This window comes from Nonomuraea sp. NPDC049419 (assembly GCF_040676995.1).
In the GTDB taxonomy this organism is placed as follows: Bacteria; Actinomycetota; Actinomycetes; order Streptosporangiales; family Streptosporangiaceae; genus Nonomuraea; species Nonomuraea salmonea.
Genome location: NZ_JBFAQB010000005.1, coordinates 20,280 through 38,878, shown reverse-complemented (window position 1 = coordinate 38,878; position 18,599 = coordinate 20,280). Strand labels below are relative to the sequence as shown.

General features: G+C 71.5%; 15 protein-coding genes. 9 read left to right on the top strand and 6 right to left on the bottom strand.

Annotation, left to right across the window (positions count from 1 at the left end; translation table 11 throughout):
• The first annotated feature begins 35 nt into the window (after positions 1-35).
• The 3 genes from AB0K12_RS17335 to AB0K12_RS17325 are packed head-to-tail and all read left to right on the top strand — an operon-like array spanning position 36 to position 2,344.
• Positions 36-1,013 carry a phosphotriesterase-related protein gene (locus tag AB0K12_RS17335; RefSeq protein WP_364561563.1) on the top strand — a complete coding sequence of 326 codons (978 nt, stop codon included), beginning with the start codon at positions 36-38 and terminating at the stop codon, positions 1,011-1,013.
• 41 nt (positions 1,014-1,054) lie between these two features.
• On the top strand, positions 1,055-1,441 hold the full coding sequence (locus AB0K12_RS17330; protein ID WP_169789150.1) for an STAS domain-containing protein: 387 nt from the start codon (positions 1,055-1,057) through the stop codon (positions 1,439-1,441).
• Between the two features lie 9 nt (positions 1,442-1,450).
• Entirely contained in the window at positions 1,451-2,344 is an 894-nt protein-coding gene (locus AB0K12_RS17325) for a sigma-70 family RNA polymerase sigma factor (RefSeq protein WP_364561559.1), read from the top strand.
• Between the two features lie 237 nt (positions 2,345-2,581).
• Here AB0K12_RS17325 and ilvD read toward each other — a convergent pair whose 3' ends face one another.
• Positions 2,582-4,231: a dihydroxy-acid dehydratase gene (ilvD, locus tag AB0K12_RS17320; protein ID WP_364561556.1), complete on the bottom strand. Its 1,650-nt coding sequence runs from the start codon at positions 4,229-4,231 to the stop codon at positions 2,582-2,584.
• Positions 4,232-4,307: 76 nt separating this feature from the next.
• Positions 4,308-5,528 (bottom strand): saccharopine dehydrogenase C-terminal domain-containing protein, encoded by a 1,221-nt coding sequence (locus AB0K12_RS17315; protein WP_364561554.1) that lies wholly within the window; start codon positions 5,526-5,528, stop codon positions 4,308-4,310.
• Positions 5,529-5,631: 103 nt separating this feature from the next.
• On the opposite strand from AB0K12_RS17315, the gene AB0K12_RS17310 reads away from it, so the two are divergent.
• The 3 genes from AB0K12_RS17310 to AB0K12_RS17300 are packed head-to-tail and all read left to right on the top strand — an operon-like array spanning position 5,632 to position 8,233.
• A complete protein-coding gene (locus tag AB0K12_RS17310; RefSeq protein WP_364561551.1) occupies positions 5,632-6,390 on the top strand; it encodes a TetR/AcrR family transcriptional regulator in 759 nt (252 codons plus the stop codon).
• 10 nt (positions 6,391-6,400) lie between these two features.
• Positions 6,401-7,147 carry a DNA-formamidopyrimidine glycosylase family protein gene (locus AB0K12_RS17305; RefSeq protein WP_364561548.1) on the top strand — a complete coding sequence of 249 codons (747 nt, stop codon included), beginning with the start codon at positions 6,401-6,403 and terminating at the stop codon, positions 7,145-7,147.
• Positions 7,148-7,183: 36 nt separating this feature from the next.
• Positions 7,184-8,233, top strand: a complete 1,050-nt coding sequence (locus tag AB0K12_RS17300) for a spore photoproduct lyase family protein (protein ID WP_364561545.1) — start codon at positions 7,184-7,186, stop codon at positions 8,231-8,233.
• Positions 8,234-8,405: 172 nt separating this feature from the next.
• Here AB0K12_RS17300 and AB0K12_RS17295 read toward each other — a convergent pair whose 3' ends face one another.
• From AB0K12_RS17295 to AB0K12_RS17280, 4 genes are all read right to left on the bottom strand, one after another.
• Positions 8,406-9,629, bottom strand: a complete 1,224-nt coding sequence (locus tag AB0K12_RS17295; RefSeq protein WP_364561542.1) for a hypothetical protein — start codon at positions 9,627-9,629, stop codon at positions 8,406-8,408.
• Between the two features lie 332 nt (positions 9,630-9,961).
• The gene (locus tag AB0K12_RS17290; RefSeq protein ID WP_364561539.1) at positions 9,962-12,484 is read right to left on the bottom strand and encodes a Tex family protein; all 2,523 of its coding nucleotides are present in this window, start codon (positions 12,482-12,484) and stop codon (positions 9,962-9,964) included.
• Between the two features lie 27 nt (positions 12,485-12,511).
• Positions 12,512-13,690 carry an amidohydrolase gene (locus tag AB0K12_RS17285; protein WP_364561536.1) on the bottom strand — a complete coding sequence of 393 codons (1,179 nt, stop codon included), beginning with the start codon at positions 13,688-13,690 and terminating at the stop codon, positions 12,512-12,514.
• A gap of 132 nt (positions 13,691-13,822) precedes the next feature.
• Positions 13,823-14,257 (bottom strand): RpiB/LacA/LacB family sugar-phosphate isomerase, encoded by a 435-nt coding sequence (locus AB0K12_RS17280; protein WP_364561533.1) that lies wholly within the window; start codon positions 14,255-14,257, stop codon positions 13,823-13,825.
• Positions 14,258-14,395: 138 nt separating this feature from the next.
• Here AB0K12_RS17280 and AB0K12_RS17275 point away from each other — a divergent pair, with 138 nt between their 5' ends.
• From AB0K12_RS17275 to AB0K12_RS17265, 3 genes are read left to right on the top strand one after another with little or no spacing between them, the layout of a single operon-like run.
• A complete protein-coding gene (locus AB0K12_RS17275) occupies positions 14,396-15,454 on the top strand; it encodes a DUF917 domain-containing protein (RefSeq protein WP_364561531.1) in 1,059 nt (352 codons plus the stop codon).
• Positions 15,447-16,976 (top strand): hydantoinase/oxoprolinase family protein, encoded by a 1,530-nt coding sequence (locus tag AB0K12_RS17270; protein WP_364561528.1) that lies wholly within the window; start codon positions 15,447-15,449, stop codon positions 16,974-16,976. The genes AB0K12_RS17275 and AB0K12_RS17270 overlap by 8 nt, the downstream gene beginning before the upstream one ends.
• Positions 16,977-16,995: 19 nt before the next feature.
• Positions 16,996-18,597 carry an ABC transporter substrate-binding protein gene (locus tag AB0K12_RS17265; RefSeq protein WP_364561526.1) on the top strand — a complete coding sequence of 534 codons (1,602 nt, stop codon included), beginning with the start codon at positions 16,996-16,998 and terminating at the stop codon, positions 18,595-18,597.
• Positions 18,598-18,599: the final 2 nt, after the last annotated feature.

Here is an 18,599-nt window from a genome sequence, read left to right as displayed (position 1 = left end):
TTGCGCGCAACCGACCACCTGGTATGGAGGCGCGCATGCCCACTGTCGAAACCCTTCGCGGCCCCGTCGATGTCAACACGATGGGTCAGACCTTGATGCACGACCACGTTTTCGTGCTCGCCACCGAGCACGTGGACAACTACGGCGCGGGCGCCTGGTGGGACGAGGAGACCAGGGTGGCGGACGCGGTCAGCAAGCTGCGCGCGGTGGCGGCCAAGGGCGTGCGGACGATCGTCGACCCGACCGTGTGGGGGCTCGGCCGCTACATCCCGCGCGTCAAGCGCGTCGCCGACCAGGTGCCCGAGCTGAACATCATCGCCGCCACCGGCCTCTACTCCTACGACGAGGTGCCCCACCAGTACGAGCACCGCGGCCCCGGCCTGCTCATCGACTGCCCCGACCCCATGATCGACGACTTCGTGCGCGACCTGACCGAGGGCATCGCCGGCACCGGCATCAAGGCGGCCTTCCTCAAGTGCGTGGTCGAGGCCAAGGGGCTCACGCCCGGCGTCGAGCGCATCTGCAAGGCCGTGGCCCAGGCCCACCTGCGCACGGGCGCGCCGATCACCGTGCACACCAACTCCTTCACCCAGAGCGGGCTGCTCGCGCTCGACCTGTTCGGCAAGGAGGGCGTCGACCTGACCAAGGTGGTCATCGGGCACGCCGGCGACAGCAACGACCTCGACTACCTCATGCGCCTCGCCGACACCGGCGCCGTCCTCGGCATGGACCGTTTCGGCCTCGACCTCTACAACCCGACCCCGCAGCGGGTGGCCACGGTCGCCGCGCTCGCCGCCCGCGGCTACGCCGACCGCATGGTCCTCAGCCACGACACGGCCTGCTTCATGGACTACTTCGGCGGGCCCTGGGACGAGACCCGCGACGCGGTCGCGCCCAACTGGCGCTACGATCACATTCACGACGATGTCTTGGCCGCACTGCAGGACTCGGGTGTGACCGACGACCAGATTGAGCAGATGCTGGTGTTCAACCCGAAGCGCTACTTCTCATAGAGTGGTTGGATCGGGAGAGCGACGCGGGTAGGTGGAACTGGGTGACTTCGGAGCAGGCCTTGTCGATAAGCCTCGGACTCCAAGGACCCTGCGTCATCGCACGGTTGACGGGGGACTTCGACTTCGGCTCCGCCGCCGAGGTCCGAGACCGCGTGACCAAGGCCCTCGATCTCACCCAGCCGCCGCTGCTCGTCATCGACATGCAGGCCGTGAGCGTCTGCGACTCCTCCGGCCTGTCGGTGCTGGTCTACCTCCACAAAGCGGTCACCGCCTCCGGCGGGCGGCTGCTGCTGTCCGGGCTCAACGGCCGGTGCAAGCACCTGTTCGCGATCACCGCGCTCGACAAGTTCTTCGACATCCGCAGCACGGCCGAGCTGGCCATCGCCGAACTCAACGAAGCAGGGAATTCGCCGCCGTTTACCGGGTAGTGCCCGTACATGGCGGCAGAAGAGCCCGACCTGCTCGGCACGTACTTGGAGCAGATCGGCAGGACCCCCTTACTCTCCGCTGACGACGAGGTCGACCTCGCCCGGCGGATCGAGGCCGGCCTGTACGCGGGCCATCTCATCGAGCGCGGCGCGGGCACGCCCGAGCTCGAACACATCGTCCTTGACGGGCGGCGCGCCAAGGAGAAGCTGATCGGGGCGAACCTGCGGCTGGTGGTGGCGGTCGCCAGACGCCACTCCTACCGGGGGCTGCCGCTGCTCGACCTCATCCAGGAGGGCAACCTGGGGCTGATCAGGGCGGTGGAGAAGTTCGACTACCGGCGGGGCTTCAAGTTCTCGACGTACGGGATGTGGTGGATCAAGCAGGCCATCGAGCGCGGCATCCACGACAAGAGCCGCACCGTACGCCTGCCGGCCCACGTCGCCGAGGAGCTGTCGCGGCTGCTGCGCGTCGAGCGGCGCCTGGCCACCGAGCTGGGCAGGGAGCCGACGGACGCCGAGCTGAGCGCGGCGGCGGAACGCACGCCCGCGCAGGTGGCCACGTTACGCCGGCTGGGCCAGGAGACCGTGAGCCTCGACCTGCCCGTCGGCGAGCACGGCGAGAGCAGGATCGGCGACATGATCGCCGACGAGGACGGGCTCGAGGTGCAGGAGCTGGCCGAGCGCCGCGCGCTCAGCGCCGAGCTGCGCCAGATGGTCACGTCGCTGCCGCCGCGCGAGGCGTTCGTGATCAATCTGAGGTATGGGCTGAGCGGCGAGCAGGCCCAGAGCTACACCGCGATCGCCGCGCATCTGGGCCTGACCAGGGAACGCATCAGGCAGCTGGAGAAACAGGCGCTGAAGCGGCTCAGACAAGGAGGGCCGCTGCTGGCCTGGGCGTCGTGAAGCTCTCCTGGGCCTGCCTGGATCTACTGAGGGGACTCGCCGGGGGTTCAGGCGGTGACGAGGAGTGCCACCCCGATCAGCACCACGACCGGGACGAGCCACATCACGACCTCGGCGGCGAACTCCTTCATCATCGGGCAGGTCTCCATTCAGGTGAGGGCACGCGAAACGTCACTGCGCAGCATAGCCGTCCCGGGCGGCTGCCCGGTCCCCGGGGCGTGCCCCCACCCTCCTGGTTCAGGCGGTGACCGCGCCGTCCGAGGCGGAGCGGACGGAGGCGACGTACTTGGTCAGGACGCCGCGCTCGACCTCCCGCTCAGGCCGCCGCCACGCCGCCCTGCGCAGAGCCAGCTCGTCCTCCGGCACCAGCACGTCGAGCGTGCCGGCCGCGCTGTCGATCACCACCGGGTCGCCGTCCTGCACCAGCGCGATCGGCCCACCGTGGTACGCCTCAGGCGCCACGTGCCCGATCACCAGGCCGTGCGAGACGCCGCTGAACCGGCCGTCGGTCACCAGCGCCACCGAGGTGCCGAGCCCCCGGCCGACCAGCGGCCCGGTGATCGACAGCATCTCGCGCATGCCGGGGCCGCCCGCCGGGCCCTCGTACCTGACCACGATGACGTCGCCCGGCACGATGCGGCCCTCCTGGATCGCGACGTAGCAGTCGTTCTCCGAGTCGAACACCTTCGCCGGGCCCTCGTGCCGGAAGTCGTCCTTGCCGCCCAGCTTGAGCACCGCCCCGTCGGGCGCCAGCGAGCCGCGCAGGATGGCCAGCGCGCCGCGCTTCTTGAACGGCTGGTCCGCGCTCGCCACCACCCGCTGGCCCGGCGTCTCCACCGCGGCCTCGGCCACCTCGGGCAGCGTGCGGCCGTCCACCAGCGTGACGTTCTCGCGCAGCAGCCCCGCCTCCAGCAGCCGGCGCACCACCAGCGACGTGCCGCCGGCCCGCCACAGGTCGAGCGCGGTCGCGTCGCCGCCGCTCGGCTTGAGCCCGGTGATGATCGGCACCTCGCGGCAGACCTCGCCGATGCGGTCGATCTCCAGCGGCAGCCCCGCCTCGCGGGCGATCGCCAGCAGGTGCAGCACCGCGTTCGTGGAGCCGCCCATGGCCGCCACCGAGACGATCGCGTTGTGCAGCGCGTCGGCGGTGAGCACCCGCGAGGGGCGGGCGTCGCGGGCGAGCGCGTCCATGGCGATCTCGCCGATGCGGCGGGCCGCAGCGTTCTTCTCCTCCGCCACCGCCGGGATGTCGCCGATCCCGAACGGCGCGAGGCCCAGGAAGTCGGCGACCGCGCCCATGGTGTTGGCGGTGTACTGGGCGGCGCAGGTGCCCGCGCCGGGGCAGGCGTGCCTGGCCAGGTCGTCCAGGTCGGCCTGGTCGAGGCGGCCCACCTCGCGCTCGCCGAGCGCCTCCCACATGTCCTGGATCGTCACGTCACGTCCCCGCCAGCGGCCCGGCATCATGCTGCCGCTGTAGAGGACGACCGACGGCACGTCCAGCCTGGCCAGCGCCATGATGGCGGCCGGTACGGTCTTGTCGCAGCCCACGATGGCCACCAGCGCGTCGAACTGGTGGGCCCGCCCCATCAGCTCGATCGAGTCGGCGATCACCTCGCGGCTGATCAGCGACGTGCGCATGCCGGGCGTGTGCATGGTGAGATTGTCGGAGACGGCGATCGTGTTGAACTCCATCGGCAGGCCGCCCGCCGCGCGCACCCCCTCCGCCACGTGTTCGGCCAGGTCGCGGTGGTTGAGGTTGCAGGGCATGGTGCCGGTCCAGGTGGAGGCGATGCCCACCACGGGGCGGCGCATCTCCTCCTCCGACAGGCCCATGGCGTACAGGTGGGAGCGGGCCGGTGCGCGGTCGGGGTCGTCGGCGATGCTCAAGGGGTCTTCCTCCCAGGTACGGGTCGAGGCCCCTTTATGATCCAACGTCCCGTTTCCGTGCCGTCGCCCGGCCCCCTCACTGCTCGCGCATGCCCCACGGCGAGCCGTACGCGACCAGCAGATCCAGGAACGGGCGCGGCTCGAACGCCTCGGGCCCCAGCACCCCCGTGCCCTTCCAGACCCCCTCGGCCAGCAGTTCCAGGGCGATCACCGGGTTGACCGCGGTCTGCCAGACGACGGCCTGGCTGCCGTACTCGCGCATCGTCCACTGGTTGTCCACCACGTGATACAGGTACACCTCGCGCGGCCGCCCGTCCTTGACGCCCTTGACCCACGTGCCCGCGCACGTCTTGCCGTGCATGCGCTCGCCCAGCCCGGCCGGGTCGGGCAGCACGGCGGCCACCACGTCGCGCGGCGACACCTCGACCGTGCCGTCCCCGGTGCGCACCTCGACCGGGTCCGTGCGGTCCACGCCGATCGCGTGCAGCGTCTTCAGCGCGCCGATGAACTCCTCGCCCAGGCCGTACTTGAACGTCACCCGCCGCGCCGGGATCCACCGCGGCACCAGCACGACCTCCTCGTGCTCGACGTTCACGCACTCCACGGGGCCGATCCCGCCGGGGAAGTCGAAGACCTCGGGCTCGCTGAACGGCTCGGTGGTGTACCAGCCGCGGTCCTTCTCGTAGATCAGCGGCGGGTTGAGGCACTCCTCGATCGTGGTCCAGATCGAGAACGAGGGCGCGAACTCGTAGCCCTCGACGGTCAGGTTGCCGCCGTCCCTGATGCCGATCTCCTCGATCTCGTCGAACAGCTCGTCGGCGGCGTGGCGGGCGAAGACGTCGGCCAGGCCCGGCTCCACCCCCATGCCCACCAGGGCCAGCCTGCCGCGCTCGGTCCACGCGCTCGCCCTGGCGAACTGCTCGTCGCCCAGCTTGACACCGACCTCCTCGTACGGGCGCTCTGGGTGCGGCCTGGACATCGACATCGCCATGTCGAGGTAATCGGCGTTCGCGGCGAGCGCGGCGTCGAACAGCGGCAGCACGAAACGCGGGTCGGTGGCGTTGAGCAGCACGTCGCAGCGGTGCTCGGCGAGCAGGTCGGTGACCGCTTCCGCGTCGGCGGCGTCGATCCTGGCCGGGGTGAACCTCTTCGCCGCGTCGCCGAGGGCGGCGACGGCGGCCTTGGCGCGGGGGAGGTCGTAGTCGGCGACCACCATGTGGTCGAAGAACGGGCGGCGGGCGGCGATCCGGGTGATGGCGGTGCCCACACCGCCTGCTCCCACGAGAAGGATACGCATGACGAAAGATCCCCTTTTAACAGCTTTTTGGGGGTGTGTCCGCTCATCCAACGCCCGTACGCTGAACAACGTCAATGGCGTTGGCATAAGGAGGGAGACCTGGATGGCGAAGCGGGTGGTGCCCGAGACGGCGCGCCGGCGGCGGCGTCCCACCAAACAGGGGCAGGTGCTCACGCACGGCCTCATCGTCGAGACCGCGCTGCGCATGCTGCACGAGCACGGGGCCGCCGGGCTCACCGCGCGCCGGCTCGGGCTGGCGCTCGGCGCCGACGCGAGCACCATTTATCGGTACTTCCGCGGCATGGACGACCTGGTGCTGGCGATCGCGGACGAGCTGTTCGGGCACGCCGTCAACCGTTTCGAGCCGACCGGCGACTGGCGGGGCGACCTGCGGGAGCTGGGGCTGCGCATCCACCACGCCTATCTGGCGCATCCGCAGGCGGCGCTGCTGACCGCGTCGCGGGTCACGGGGCGGCCCAACGAGGTGGCGGGGGACGAGATGATCCTGGGGATCCTGCGGGAGGCGGGGTTCGGGGATGAGGACGCGGTCCGGATTTATCACGCGTTCATTGACCAAAGTCTGGCGTTCTCCATCCTCGACGCCGCCACCCTGGCCCTGCCCCCGGCCGCCCGCGAGGCCGACGAGGAGGTCTGGCGCGACACGTACGCCCGCCTCCCCGCCGCCACCCACCCCCACATCGCCGCCACCGCACCCCTGCTGGTGGCCCGCATGAACGACAGCGCCTACCCGACAGCGCTGGACATGCTCCTGTCCAGCGCGGCCGACCAGCTCGCCCGCTCGTCCGGCGCGGCCGGTAAGCTCGCCCGCCTGCCCGGCGCGGCGAGACCGGGATCCGGGTAGGCACTCCGGCATGCCGGAAGGACATCTGACCCACCGCCACGCCCGCGAACAGCACGCCGACCTGGGCGGGAGGGTCGTGCGCGCGGCCGGGCCGCAGGGGCGCTTCGACGCCAGGCCGTACGACGGGCGGGCGCTGGAGTCGGTCGAGGCACTGGGCAAGCACCTGCTCTACCACTTCGACGGCGCCCCGGCCGTCCACGTGCACCTCGGCATGCGCGGCATCTTCCTGCGCTACCCCGACCCCGGCACCCCGGCCCGGGCGGGCACCCGGCTGCGGCTGGCCACGGACGACGTCGCGTACGACCTCATCGCCCCCTCTACCTGCGAGCAGCTCGACGCGGACGGCGTCGCCGCGCTGCGCACCTCCCTCGGCCCCGACCCGCTGCGCGAGGACGCCCAGGAGGAGGAGGCGGTACGGCGGCTGCGGGCGTTCCGTGGGCCGGTGGGCGCGGCCGTGCTCGACCAGAAGGTGTGGGCGGGCGTCGGCAACGCGTGGCGGGCGGAGCTGCTGTTCCTGACCGGGCTGCATCCCGGGGACCGCGACCTCGACGCCGCCACGGCCGGGCGGCTGTGGGAGGCGGCGCGGACGTACATGGCCCTGGGGCGCGACGCGGGGCAGGTGGTGAGCGACCCGGCGGCGCCCGACGAGCGCTGGGTCTACAAGCGCGAGCACTGCCGCCGCTGCGGCGCCGCCGTCGTGACCTGGCAGCTCGCCTCCCGGACCGCGTACGCCTGTCCAGTGGACCAGCCCGGGTAACCTGGAAGTGAAATGGCAATCACGATCAGTAACTCTTTGCTGGATATCCGCCGCATTTACCTCGAACCGGCCGCAGCCGAGCTGCCACGAGGGCAGGAGATCCTCGCCCGCTTCCCCGGGGCCGAGCTGATCGAGGTCGAAAGCCACCACCGCATCCCCGAGCTGTACGGCGACGAGACCAACGTCAGCCGCTGGGTGCGCATCAAGACCGAGTCGCTCGTGCTCGGCGTCAAGAAGTCGCTCACCGCCCGGCCCAACGGCCGCTCATCGGACTTCATCGCGCCGTCCACCGCCAACGGCTGCGCCATGGCCTGCGCCTACTGCTACGTGCCGCGCCGCAAGGGCTACAGCAACCCGATCACCGTCTTCGCCAACATCGACAAGATCCTCGGCTACGTCGAGCGCCACGCCGGGCGGCAGGGCGTCAAACCCGAGCCCGACCAGGTCGATCCGCGCGACTGGGTCTACGACATCGGCGAGAACTCCGACTGCTCGGTCGACGCCACCATCTCCGACAACGTGCGCGACCTGGTGGACCTCTTCGGGCGGCTGCCCAACGCCAAGGCCAGCTTCGCCACCAAGTACGTCAACCGCGACCTGCTCTCCTGGGAGCCGCGCGGCGGCACCCGGGTGCGGTTCAGCCTCATGCCGGCGGCCGACTCGAAGCTGCTCGACATCCGCACCTCGCCCGTCGCCGACCGCATCGAGGCCATCAACGACTTCGTGGCCGCCGGGTACGAGGTGCACGTCAACTTCAGCCCTGTCGTCGTACGCGAGGGGTGGCTCGACGACTGGGCCGAACTCCTCACCCACCTCGACGACGCCCTCAGCCCCGAGGCCCGCGCCCAGCTCGCCGCCGAGATCATCTTTTTGACCCACAACGACCGCCTGCACGAGGTCAACCTGGGCTGGCACCCCAAGGCCGAGGAAGTGCTGTGGCGCCCGGACCTCCAGCAGCCCAAACGCTCCCAGACGGGCGGCTGGAACGTCCGCTACCGCACCGGCCACAAGGGCCGCTACGTCGCAGCCCTCACCGACCTCATCAACGCCCGCCTGCCTTACTGCACCATCCGCTACGCCTTCTAGCCCTTCTAGCCGCCCACGCCGTCCTGTCAGCCTTCTGACTGCCCAAGCCGACGCCGTCCTGCCGGCCTTCTGACTGCCCACGCCGTCCTGTCGGCCTTTGCATGCCCACACTGTCCTGTCGGCTCTTGCCTGCCCACACTGTCCTGTCATGCAAGGACCGTTCGCTGATGGGCTAACCCTCTCGGGCGGCCAGAGCGAGGCGCTTGTTGAGCGAGGCGAGAGACTCATCCGCCATGAGAGCCGGCAGGCGCGGAGCATCGAGGTCGATCTGCCGCAACACGGCCGAGTGGCCGCCCTGACGCATCGTCCAGGCCCGCACCACCTCGGGCATCGCCTCGATCGCCGCGTCGGACAGGATGGCCTCCCGAGGCAGCCACTGCGTCAGGAACTGCGACACCCGCGCCGGACTCCACCACAACGTCCGCTCACCGACGAACTCCATCAACACCTCGAACGCCTCCCGCGCGCCGGACCCCTCCGGCATCGGCCCAGGCCCAGGCTCTCCCGCCACTCCAGCCGAGCCGGTGGTTTCGGCGGGTGCCGCCGTCTCAGTGCTGTGGGCCGTTTCGGCAGTCGGACCCGTTCCGGAGCCGGACACGTCATGCTGCGGGCCGGCAGCCGATCCGGTGGCGCGAAGGCGCGCCCCTTCCAGTACGGTGCGAGCCCGTGTGATCGCGAACGGCCGCACCTCCGGCAGGGTGTCGGCCACCTGCGCCCCCATGACGCGGTCGGTGAGCGCGAACGCATCCAGCATCCTGGCCGCCACGCTCTCGGGAGGCGTCGGCCGCAGATCCAGCTCGTCGAGGAACTTCACCTCCTCCACCAGCGCGTCCACCGCCAGGCCGCCGCTGGGCTGGTCGATGCCGACGACGAGGATGTGCGGCTCCTTGCCGTTGTCGTACCGGAACGACAGCACCGCCAGCAGCTGCTCGCCGTAGGGATCGGCCTTCCCGTACCAGCCGCCCTCGCACCGAACCCGCCCCATCCGGCGCACCCACCCGGCCAAAGTGTCGGCCACCCCACGCCCAGCCACCGCGAACAGCCCACTCACGTCCGGAGCGCCCTCAGCACCTCCCGCCGAATCCACGGAGCCCTCACTTACAGCAGCAGAAGACACCGAGCCCTCGGCCTCGTCGCCAGGCGAAGTCGTGCCCTCGCCCTCGTCACCCCAGGCAGGGGCGTCGGTAGGGCGGTTGACCGCGGCGAGAGCGGTCAGAGCGAGACGAGCCTCCATCCCGCCGTCCTCGGCCGCCCGCCGCAGAAACTCCTCCACCTGCCCCGGCCCCTCCAGCCCGGCCGTGAGCCTGGCCGCCCAGAGCTCGGTACGCAACGGAGAGCGCCACCTGAGCAGGTCGCGAGCCTGGGTGATCGCCGTATCGAACGCAGTGCTGCTCACCCTTAGACCGTATCGCCACGCGCCTTGCCACCAGCCCGCCCAGCCCCACGTTCGCCACCAGCCGAGAGACCTCAGGCTCACCCAACTTCCCGCCACGGTTCGCCGGCCAAGCCCTACCTTGGGGCGATCGCGGGCTTGAGTGCGGGTGTGTGTGTGGGTGGGGGCCGACCCTGCGTTGCGGCGAACTCGGCTCGGGCCCGAGCCACAAGCCCGAGCCCAATCCCGAGCCTGAGTGCGGGCACCAGCGTGGATGTGGGTTGGGGCTGGTCAGGGGCTGCATGGTGGCGGTCCCGGCCGGAGCGTGGGCTTGGGGCGGGACCGCCGTTTGGTTGTCAGCGGGAGTCGCCGCCGAGGCCGGCCTTTCTCAAAGCTTCGGCCATGGCGCCCGTCGGGGCCGGGCGATCCTGGCGGCGCTGGCCGCTGCGGCCTCCGTCGCCGCGTCCGCGTCCGCCGCCGTTGCCGCCCTGGCCGCGTCCGCCCTGTCCGCCCTGTCCGCGGCCTCCGTCGCCACGGCCGCCCTCGCCACGTGAACCCTGGCCGCGGCCGCCATCTCCGCGGCCGCCTTCACCGCGTCCGCCGTCGCCACGTCCGCGTCCGCCGGCGCCGGGAGATCCGTCGCCGCGTCCGCCTTCGCCGCGGGATCCGTCGCGGGATCCGTCGCGGGGGCCCTGGCGGCCGGTGCCCCGGCGGGGAGCGTCGGTGCCTTCCTGGGTGGTCTCGTCTTCCAGGCGCAAGGTCAGGGAGATGCGCTTGCGGGGGATGTCGACCCCCAGGACCTTGACGCGGACGATGTCGCCCGGCTTGACGACGTCGCGCGGGTCGGAGACGAACGTGCGGGACATGGCCGAGACGTGGACGAGGCCGTCCTGGTGGACGCCGACGTCGACGAACGCACCGAACGCCGCCACGTTGGTGACCACGCCCTCAAGGATCATGCCGGCCGTCAGGTCGGACAGCTTTTCGACGCCCTCCTTGAAGGTGGCCGTCTTGAAGGCGGGACGCGGGTCGCGGCCGGGCTTTTCCAGCTCGCGCAGGATGTCGGTGACGGTCGGCAGGCCGAAGGTGTCGTCGGTGAACGCGCGCGGGTCGAGCGAGCGCAGCGCCGCCGTGTTGCCGATCAGCGACTTGAGGTCGGTCTTGGCCGAGGTCAGGATGCGGCGCACCACCGGGTAGGACTCGGGGTGCACGGCGGAGACGTCGAGCGGGTCGTCGCCGCCCCTGATGCGCAGGAAGCCCGCGCACTGCTCGAACGCCTTGGGCCCGAGCCGCGGCACGCTCTTGAGCGCGGAGCGGGTGCGGAAGGGGCCGTTGGCGTCGCGGTGGCGCACGATGCTCTCGGCGAGCGTGGCGCCGATGCCGGACACGCGGGTGAGCAGCGGAGGCGAGGCGGTGTTGACGTCGACGCCGACCGCGTTGACGCAGTCTTCGACGACGGCGTCGAGCGAGCGGGACAGCTTGGACTCGGCGAGGTCGTGCTGGTATTGGCCGACCCCGATGGACTTGGGGTCGATCTTGACCAGCTCGGCCAGCGGGTCCTGCAGCCGCCGCGCGATGGAGACGGCGCCACGCAGCGACACGTCTAGCTCGGGCAGCTCCTGCGAGGCGTAGGGGGAGGCGGAGTAGACGGACGCGCCGGCCTCGGACACCACGATCTTGGTGAGCCCCGGCATGTGCTTGACCAGCTCGCCGGCCAGCTTGTCGGTCTCGCGGGAGGCCGTGCCGTTGCCGATGGCGATCAGCTCGACGCCGTGGCGCTGGGCGAGCGCGCCGAGCACCGCCAGCGACTGGTCCCACTGCCGCTTGGGTTCGTGGGGGTAGATGGTGGCGGTGTCGACGACCTTGCCGGTGGCGTCGACGACCGCGACCTTGACGCCGGTGCGCAGGCCGGGGTCGAGCCCCATGGTCGGCCGCGCGCCGGCCGGCGCGGCGAGCAGCAGGTCGCGCAGGTTGGCGGCGAAGACCCGGACCGCTTCGTCCTCGGCGGCCTGCCACAGCCGCATGCGCAGGTCGATGCCCAGGTGGACGAGGATGCGGGTGCGCCACGCCCAGCGCACGGTCTCGTTGAGCCACTTGTCGGCCGGGCGCCCCTGGTCGGAGATGCCGAACCTGGCGGCGATGCGCATCTCGTAGTCGGGGCTGTCGTCGGGCTCGAGCGTGACGGAGAGAATCTCCTCCTTCTCACCCCTGAACATGGCGAGGATGCGGTGGGAGGGCAGCTTCGGGAACGGCTCGCCGAAGTCGAAGTAGTCGGCGAACTTGGCCCCCGCCTCCTCCTTGCCCTCGCGGACCTTCGACACCAGCCGGCCACGGGTCCACAGTTGCTCGCGCAGGCCGCCGATGAGGTCGGCGTCTTCCGCGAAGCGCTCGATGAGGATGGCCCGCGCGCCTTCGAGCGCCGCGCCCGCGTCGGCGACGCCCTCGGTGACGAAGCCCTCGGCGGTGGCGGCGGGGTCGAGCGAGGGGTCGGCGAGCAGCTTGTCGGCCAGCGGCTCGAGCCCCAGCTCGCGGGCGATCTGCGCCTTGGTGCGCCGCTTGGGCTTGTAGGGCAGGTAGATGTCCTCGAGCCTGGCCTTGGTCTCGGCCGCCATGATCTGCTCGCGCAGCTCGTCGTCGAGCTTGCCCTGGGACTCGATGGACTCCAGGATCGCCGTCCTGCGCTCCTCGAGCTCGCGCAGGTAGCGCAGCCGCTCCTCCAGCGTGCGCAGCTGCGCGTCGTCGAGAGCGCCGGTGGCCTCTTTGCGGTATCGCGCGATGAACGGCACGGTCGCGCCGCCGTCGAGCAGCTCGACGGCCGCCTGCACCTGGCCGTCGCGCACGCCGAGCTCTGCGGCGATCCGCTGGTGAATAGAGAGCACTTGCCTGCCTTTCGATGGTCCCGCCGGTCAATTGTGCAGGACGACGCCGTCCTTCATGACCAGAGTGCGCGCAGGGTGAACGACCACGGCCTCCGCCGCGCTCCCGCACGGCACCACGACCAGGTCGGCGCGGTCGCCGGGGGCCAGGCCGTAGGAGCCGAGGCCGAGCAGGCGGGCGCCGCCCGTGGTGGCGGCCTCAAGAGCCAGCTCGATGTCGTCGTCTCTGCGGAAGGTGCTGCGGTAGGCGAGATGCATGGCGCGCTCCAGCATGTCGCCGCTGCCGTACGGCCCCCACAGGTCGCGGATGCCGTCGTGCCCGCACGCGAGCGTGACCCCCGCGGCCCGCAGCCGTTTCACGGGCGGCACGGGGAAGCTGTAGACCGCCGCGGTGACGAGCGCCACCCCGGCATCGGCCAGCCCGTCGATGAGCCGGCCCTGGGCGGCGTCGTCGAGCTGCCCCAGCGCGTACGCATGACTGACGGCCACCCGGCCGCCCAGCCCGAGCACGCGGGTGCGCTCGATGATCAGCTCCAGCTCCCACCCGCCTAAGGTGCCGCCGTCGTGGAGATGGATGTCGAGGTGGGCGCCGTAGCGCCCGGCCAGCCCGAAGACGACGTCGAGGTGGCGCACAGGGTCGCGGTCGATGCCTGCGGGGTCGAGCCCCCCGACGGCCTCCACGCCGTTCTTCAGCGCCTCTTCGAGCAGCTCGGCCGTGCCGGGGTTGGTGAGCACGCCGTGCTGGGGGAAGGCGACCTGGCGCACGTCGATCGGCAGGCCGGCGGCGGCCTCGCGGACCGCCTCGACGCCGCGCAGCCCCACCTGCGGATCGATGTCGGTGTGGGTGCGCACGTGGGCGGTGCCGAAGGCGATCATGCGCTCCAGCAGCGCCCTGACGCGCGGCACGCTCGGGACGCCCAGCTCGGCGCGGCGGCCGAGGTCGTTGCCGATGCGGCCGGCGAGCGTGTCGTCGGCCGAGTGGGGCACCCAGGGGCCGCCGTAGAGCGTCTTGTCGAGGTGGCAGTGGGCTTCGACCAGGCCGGGCAGCACCACCTGCCCCGTGACGTCGACGACCCGCGCCTGCGGCGGCGCCTCGATGCGCGGCGCCACCTGCGCGATGCGCCCGTCGCGCACCAGGAGGTCGGCGGGCTCGAGGGCCGGCCGGCGGGGCCGCCACACCAGCCCGCCGCGGAGCAGGACGAGGGTCATGCCCAGCACCCTACGGCCAGGGACCGACGATTTCCCGGCGTCCGTGGTGACAGGACCGTCTCCGGCCGTCCTCCCGGCCGGAGATGCGGGGAGGAGCCTCTCCGCGACGGCGGCCCTGACGCCCGCGGCCGGTCAGATGTGGCCGACGTGGGTGATGTTGGCCTGGTCGGCGGGGTCGTCGCTGGGACGGCCGGCGAACCAGGCGTCGAGGATCTCGCCGAGCACCACGTCCGACGTCAGCCGCAGGCTCAGCGCGAGCACGTTCGCGTCGTTCCACTTGCGGGCCCCGTCGGCCGTGTACGCGTCCACGCACAGCGCCGCCCGCACCCCCGGCACCTTGTTGGCCGCGATCGACGCCCCCGTGCCGGTCCAGCAGCAGACGACGCCCTGCTCGGCACGTCCCTCGGCGACGTCGCGCGCGGTCAGCTCGCAGGCCCACGCCCAGTCGTCGCGCTCGTCGTCGTTGAGCGCGCCGTGCGTGACGACGTCGTGGCCGCGCCCGCGCAGCTCCGCCACGACCCGCTCGGCCACGCCGTCCTTGCTGTCGGCGGCCACCGAAATGCGCATGCGGACCTCCATCCCTCGCCCCCACACATACCAGGACAACGGAATCGGTGCATGGGGATCGTTTTCACCCGTGCGAAACGTGCTGGACTGGCGGAATGTGCGCCCATGTGGTTGGTTGTGTCGCCAATGAGGATTGATGTGAGTGACATCCAGGCTCTCGCCCGTGGCTGTGCCGTGCTCGGCACCGGCGGCGGGGGCGACGTCCGTTCAGGATCGCTGGCCGCGATGCGCGCCATCCGCGAGCACGGCCCCGTCCCGCTCGTCACCTTGGACGACCTGGCGGACGACGCCCTCGTGGTGCCGCTGTCCGGCATCGGCGCCCCGACGGTGAGCCACGAGATGATCCACGGCGAGGACGAGCCCAAACGCATCGCCGAGGAGGTCGAGCGGGTCTTCGGCCGCCCGCCGAGCGCGATCATGTCGTCGGAGATCGGCGGCGCCAACGGCGTCGCGCCGGTCGCCTGGGCGGCCCAGCTCGGCCTGCCGCTGCTCGACGCCGACGGCATGGGACGCGCGTTCCCCGAGGTCCAGATGATCTCCATGTACGTCGCGGGCGTCCCCGCCGACATCGTGATCATGTCGGACGTCGCGGGCAACGTGGTCACCATCCGCCCGCTCGACGGCCTCTGGTCGGAGCGCATCGCGCGGGCCGTGTGCGTGGCCGTGGGCTCGCACGCGCTGATGGCCGACTTCATCCTCACCGGCGCCACGGCCAGGGGCGCGGTCATCGAGGGTACGGTGACCCGCGCCCTGGAGGTCGGCAGGGCCGCGCAGGGCGCGTCGGACCCCCTGGAGGCGCTGCGCGAGCGTCTGGGCGCGGTCCGGCTGATCACCGGCAAGCTGACCGACGTCGAGCGGCGTACGACGGGCGGCTTCGTCCGCGGCACCGCCGTCATCGAGGGCACCGGCGACGACCGCGGCCGCCGCCTGAGCCTGGAGCTGCAGAACGAGAACCTCGTCGCGATCGAGGAGGGCAGCGCCCGCGCCATGGTGCCCGACCTCATCACGGTCGTGGACACCGAGACGGCCGCCGCGATCCAGACCGAGGCGCTCAGGTACGGCCAGCGCGTGACGGTCCTCGCCTGGCCCTGCGACCCGCTCTGGCGTACGGGCAAGGGCCTGGAGACGGCCGGCCCGCGTGCCTTCGGATACGACCTGGACTACGTCCCCGTTGAGGAGCTGAACGCGCGTGGCTGATCTGCGCATCGGGATCGACGTCGGCGGCACGAACACCGACGCCGTGGTGCTGGACGCGGACGGCCGGGTGCTCGCCAAGGCCAAGCGGCCGACCACCCCCGAGGTGACCGACGGCCTGCGCGCCGCGCTGGACGCCGTGCTGGAGCAGGTCCAGGACCGCTCCGACGTCACGCGGGTCATGCTGGGCACCACGCACGCCACGAACGCGATCCTGGAGCGCCGCGCGCTCGGCCGGGTGGCCGTGCTGCGGCTCGGCGCGCCCGCCACCACGGCGGTGCCGCCGCTGTCGGACTGGCCGGACGACCTGCGCAAGGTCGTCTCGGCCGGCGAGGCGATCGTGCCGGGCGGCCACTACGTGGACGGCCGCGAGATCGGCCCGCTCGACCTGGACGCCGTGCGCCGCTTCCTCGACGGCGTCGAGGCGGACGCGGTGGCGGTCACCGGCGTGTTCAGCCCGGCCGACGACGCCCATGAGCGGCGGGTGGCGGAGCTGGTGGCCGCAGAGTACGGGCTGCCGGTGTCGGTGAGCCACGAGATCGGCTCGCTCGGCCTGCTCGAACGCGAGAACGCGACCGTGCTGAACGCCGCCCTGTACGGCGTCGCCGCCCACGTCACCGACGCCCTGGTCACGGCGCTGGCCGAGCGCGGGCTGAGCGCACGCCCTTACCTGGCGCAGAACGACGGCACCCTGATGACCTTGGAGCAGGCCGCCCGCCTGCCGGTCTCCACGATCGGCTCGGGCCCGGCGAACTCGCTGCGCGGCGCCGCGTACCTGTCGGGGGTGCCGGACGCGATCGTCGTGGACGTCGGCGGGACCTCCACCGACCTGGGGGTGCTCGTCGGCGGGTTCCCGAGGGAGTCGGCGGCGGCGACCGAGATCGGCGGCGTGCTCACCAACTTCCGCATGCCGGACATCCTGGCCATCGCGCTCGGCGGCGGCACCGTGGTGCGCCCCGGCGGGCTCGGCCCCGACTCGGTGGGCTACCGGATCGCCACGGAGGCGCTGGTGTTCGGCGGGACGACGGCGACGATGACGGACGCCGCCGTCGCGGCGGGCCGCGTGCCGCCGGGCGCCGACGATTGGCGGGAGCGCCTGCGAGGTGACGACGTGCTGACGGGTGCGGTCGCGATCGCCGACGAGCTGGTCGCCGACGCCGTGGACAGGATGACGCTCGGCCGCGCCGACCGTCCCCTGGTCGCGGTGGGCGGCGGCGCGTTCCTGCTGCCCGCCGAGATCCCCGGGGTGAGCCGGGTGATGAGGCCGGAGCACGCCGAGGTGGCCAACGCGGTGGGGGCCGCCATCGCGCTCGCGAGCGGCAGAGTCGATACGATCTTGCCTGCGGGAGAAAGCCGGACACAGGCCATCGAAAGCGCTAAAGAGGAGGCGCGGGCGCGGGCTGTGGCGGCGGGGGCCGACCCCTCCACGGTGGAGATCGTGGACCTCCTCGAGGTGCCGCTGAGCTATCTCTCCGAGCCCGCCGTGCGGGTGCACGTCAAAGCAGCCGGACCCCTCGCCCGGTGAATATCGAAAGGATCCCCCCATGCGCTGGCACAAGCGACTGTTCGTCGCCGGGGTGGCCGGTGTCCTGGCTCTGACCGCGTCGGCGTGCGCGGGCGGCCAGGTACGCGGCGCCGGCGGCACCCCAGAGCCCCGCGCGAGCACGGGCGCCCCGGCGGGCGGGCAGACCAACGACAGCACGTTCGTCTACGCCCCCAACCACGACGTGGTCACCGACTGGGACCCCGCGACCTCCTACTCCAACGAGATCATCGCGCTGTCCAACATCTACGAGGGCCTGACCAGGTACGACGCGCAGGCCAAGCAGGCAAAGCCGCGCCTCGCCACCGAGTGGAAGTCGTCGGGCGACGGCAAGCAGTGGACGTTCACGCTGCGGCAGGGCGTCACGTTCCACTCCGGCGCCACGATGGACGCCGAGGCCGTCAAGAAGGCCATCGAGCGCACGAAGGACAAGAAGGGCGGCGCCGCCTACATCTGGGACCCGGTCGAGAAGATCGAGACGCCCGACGCGAGTACCGTCGTCTTCGACCTCAAGTACGCCGCCCCGCTCGACCTCGTCGCCGCCTCCGGCTACGCGGCCTGGATCTACGACGTGGACGCGGTGGACGCCGACGGCGAGAAGACCGCCGGGACGGGCCCGTACACGATCGACTCCTGGCAGAAGGGCAAGGAGAACGAGCTCACGCTGAAGGCGTTCGAGGACTACTGGGGCGGCTGGAAGCCTGAGCAGTACAAGAAGGTGACCTTCCGCGTCACGCCCGAGATCACCACCGCCTGGCAGCTGCTGCAGCGCGGCGAGGTGAACTTCGTGGAGCGGCTCAACCCGCAGCTGTTCGACCAGGCGCGCGACACGCAGGGCGTGCAGGTGAAGGAGACGGAGTCGTTCCAGAACCTGCTGGTGCTCTTCAACACCGCCGAGGGCCCGGCGAAGGACGTCAGGATCCGGCAGGCGCTGCAGCTCGCCATCGACTACGACGGCCTGGCGGCGGCGCTGGAGGGCGCCGGGCACAAGGCGAGCGGCCTGGTGCCGCCCGGCCTGCTCGGCCACGCCGAGAACATGCAGCCCAAGCAGGACCTCGTCAAGGCGCAGGAGCTGCTGGCCGAGGCCGGGTACGGCCCCGACAACCCCGAGCTGGAGCTCAGCCTCACCTACGGCATCGGCGACGAGGACCAGAAGCTGCTGGTCACGCTGCTCAGCTCGGCGCTGCAGAAGCTCAACGTGACGCTCCAGGCCAAGCCCATGAACTGGAGCGCGCAGTGGGACCTCGGCAAGAAGCGCGGCCAGGACATCTTCGTCATGTACTGGTATCCGGACTATCCGGACGCCTACTCGTGGTTCCTCAACGTGTTCAAGAGCGCGGACAAGCCGCAGTTCAACCTGTCCTACCTGAAGAACGCCGAGATCGACGCGGCCATCGACAAGCTGCCCGAGCTGACCGCGACGGACGTCTCGGCCGCCGCGGACTCCTATGAGGAGCTGCAGCGGAAGATCATCCAGGAGGAGGCGGCGGTGGCCGTGCCGTACGTGCAGACGTACCAGCGCGCGCTGTCGTCCGACGTCCAGGGGTACACGGACAATCCCGCCTATCCCAACGTGGTCTTCTTCTACGACCTCACGCGCTAGGC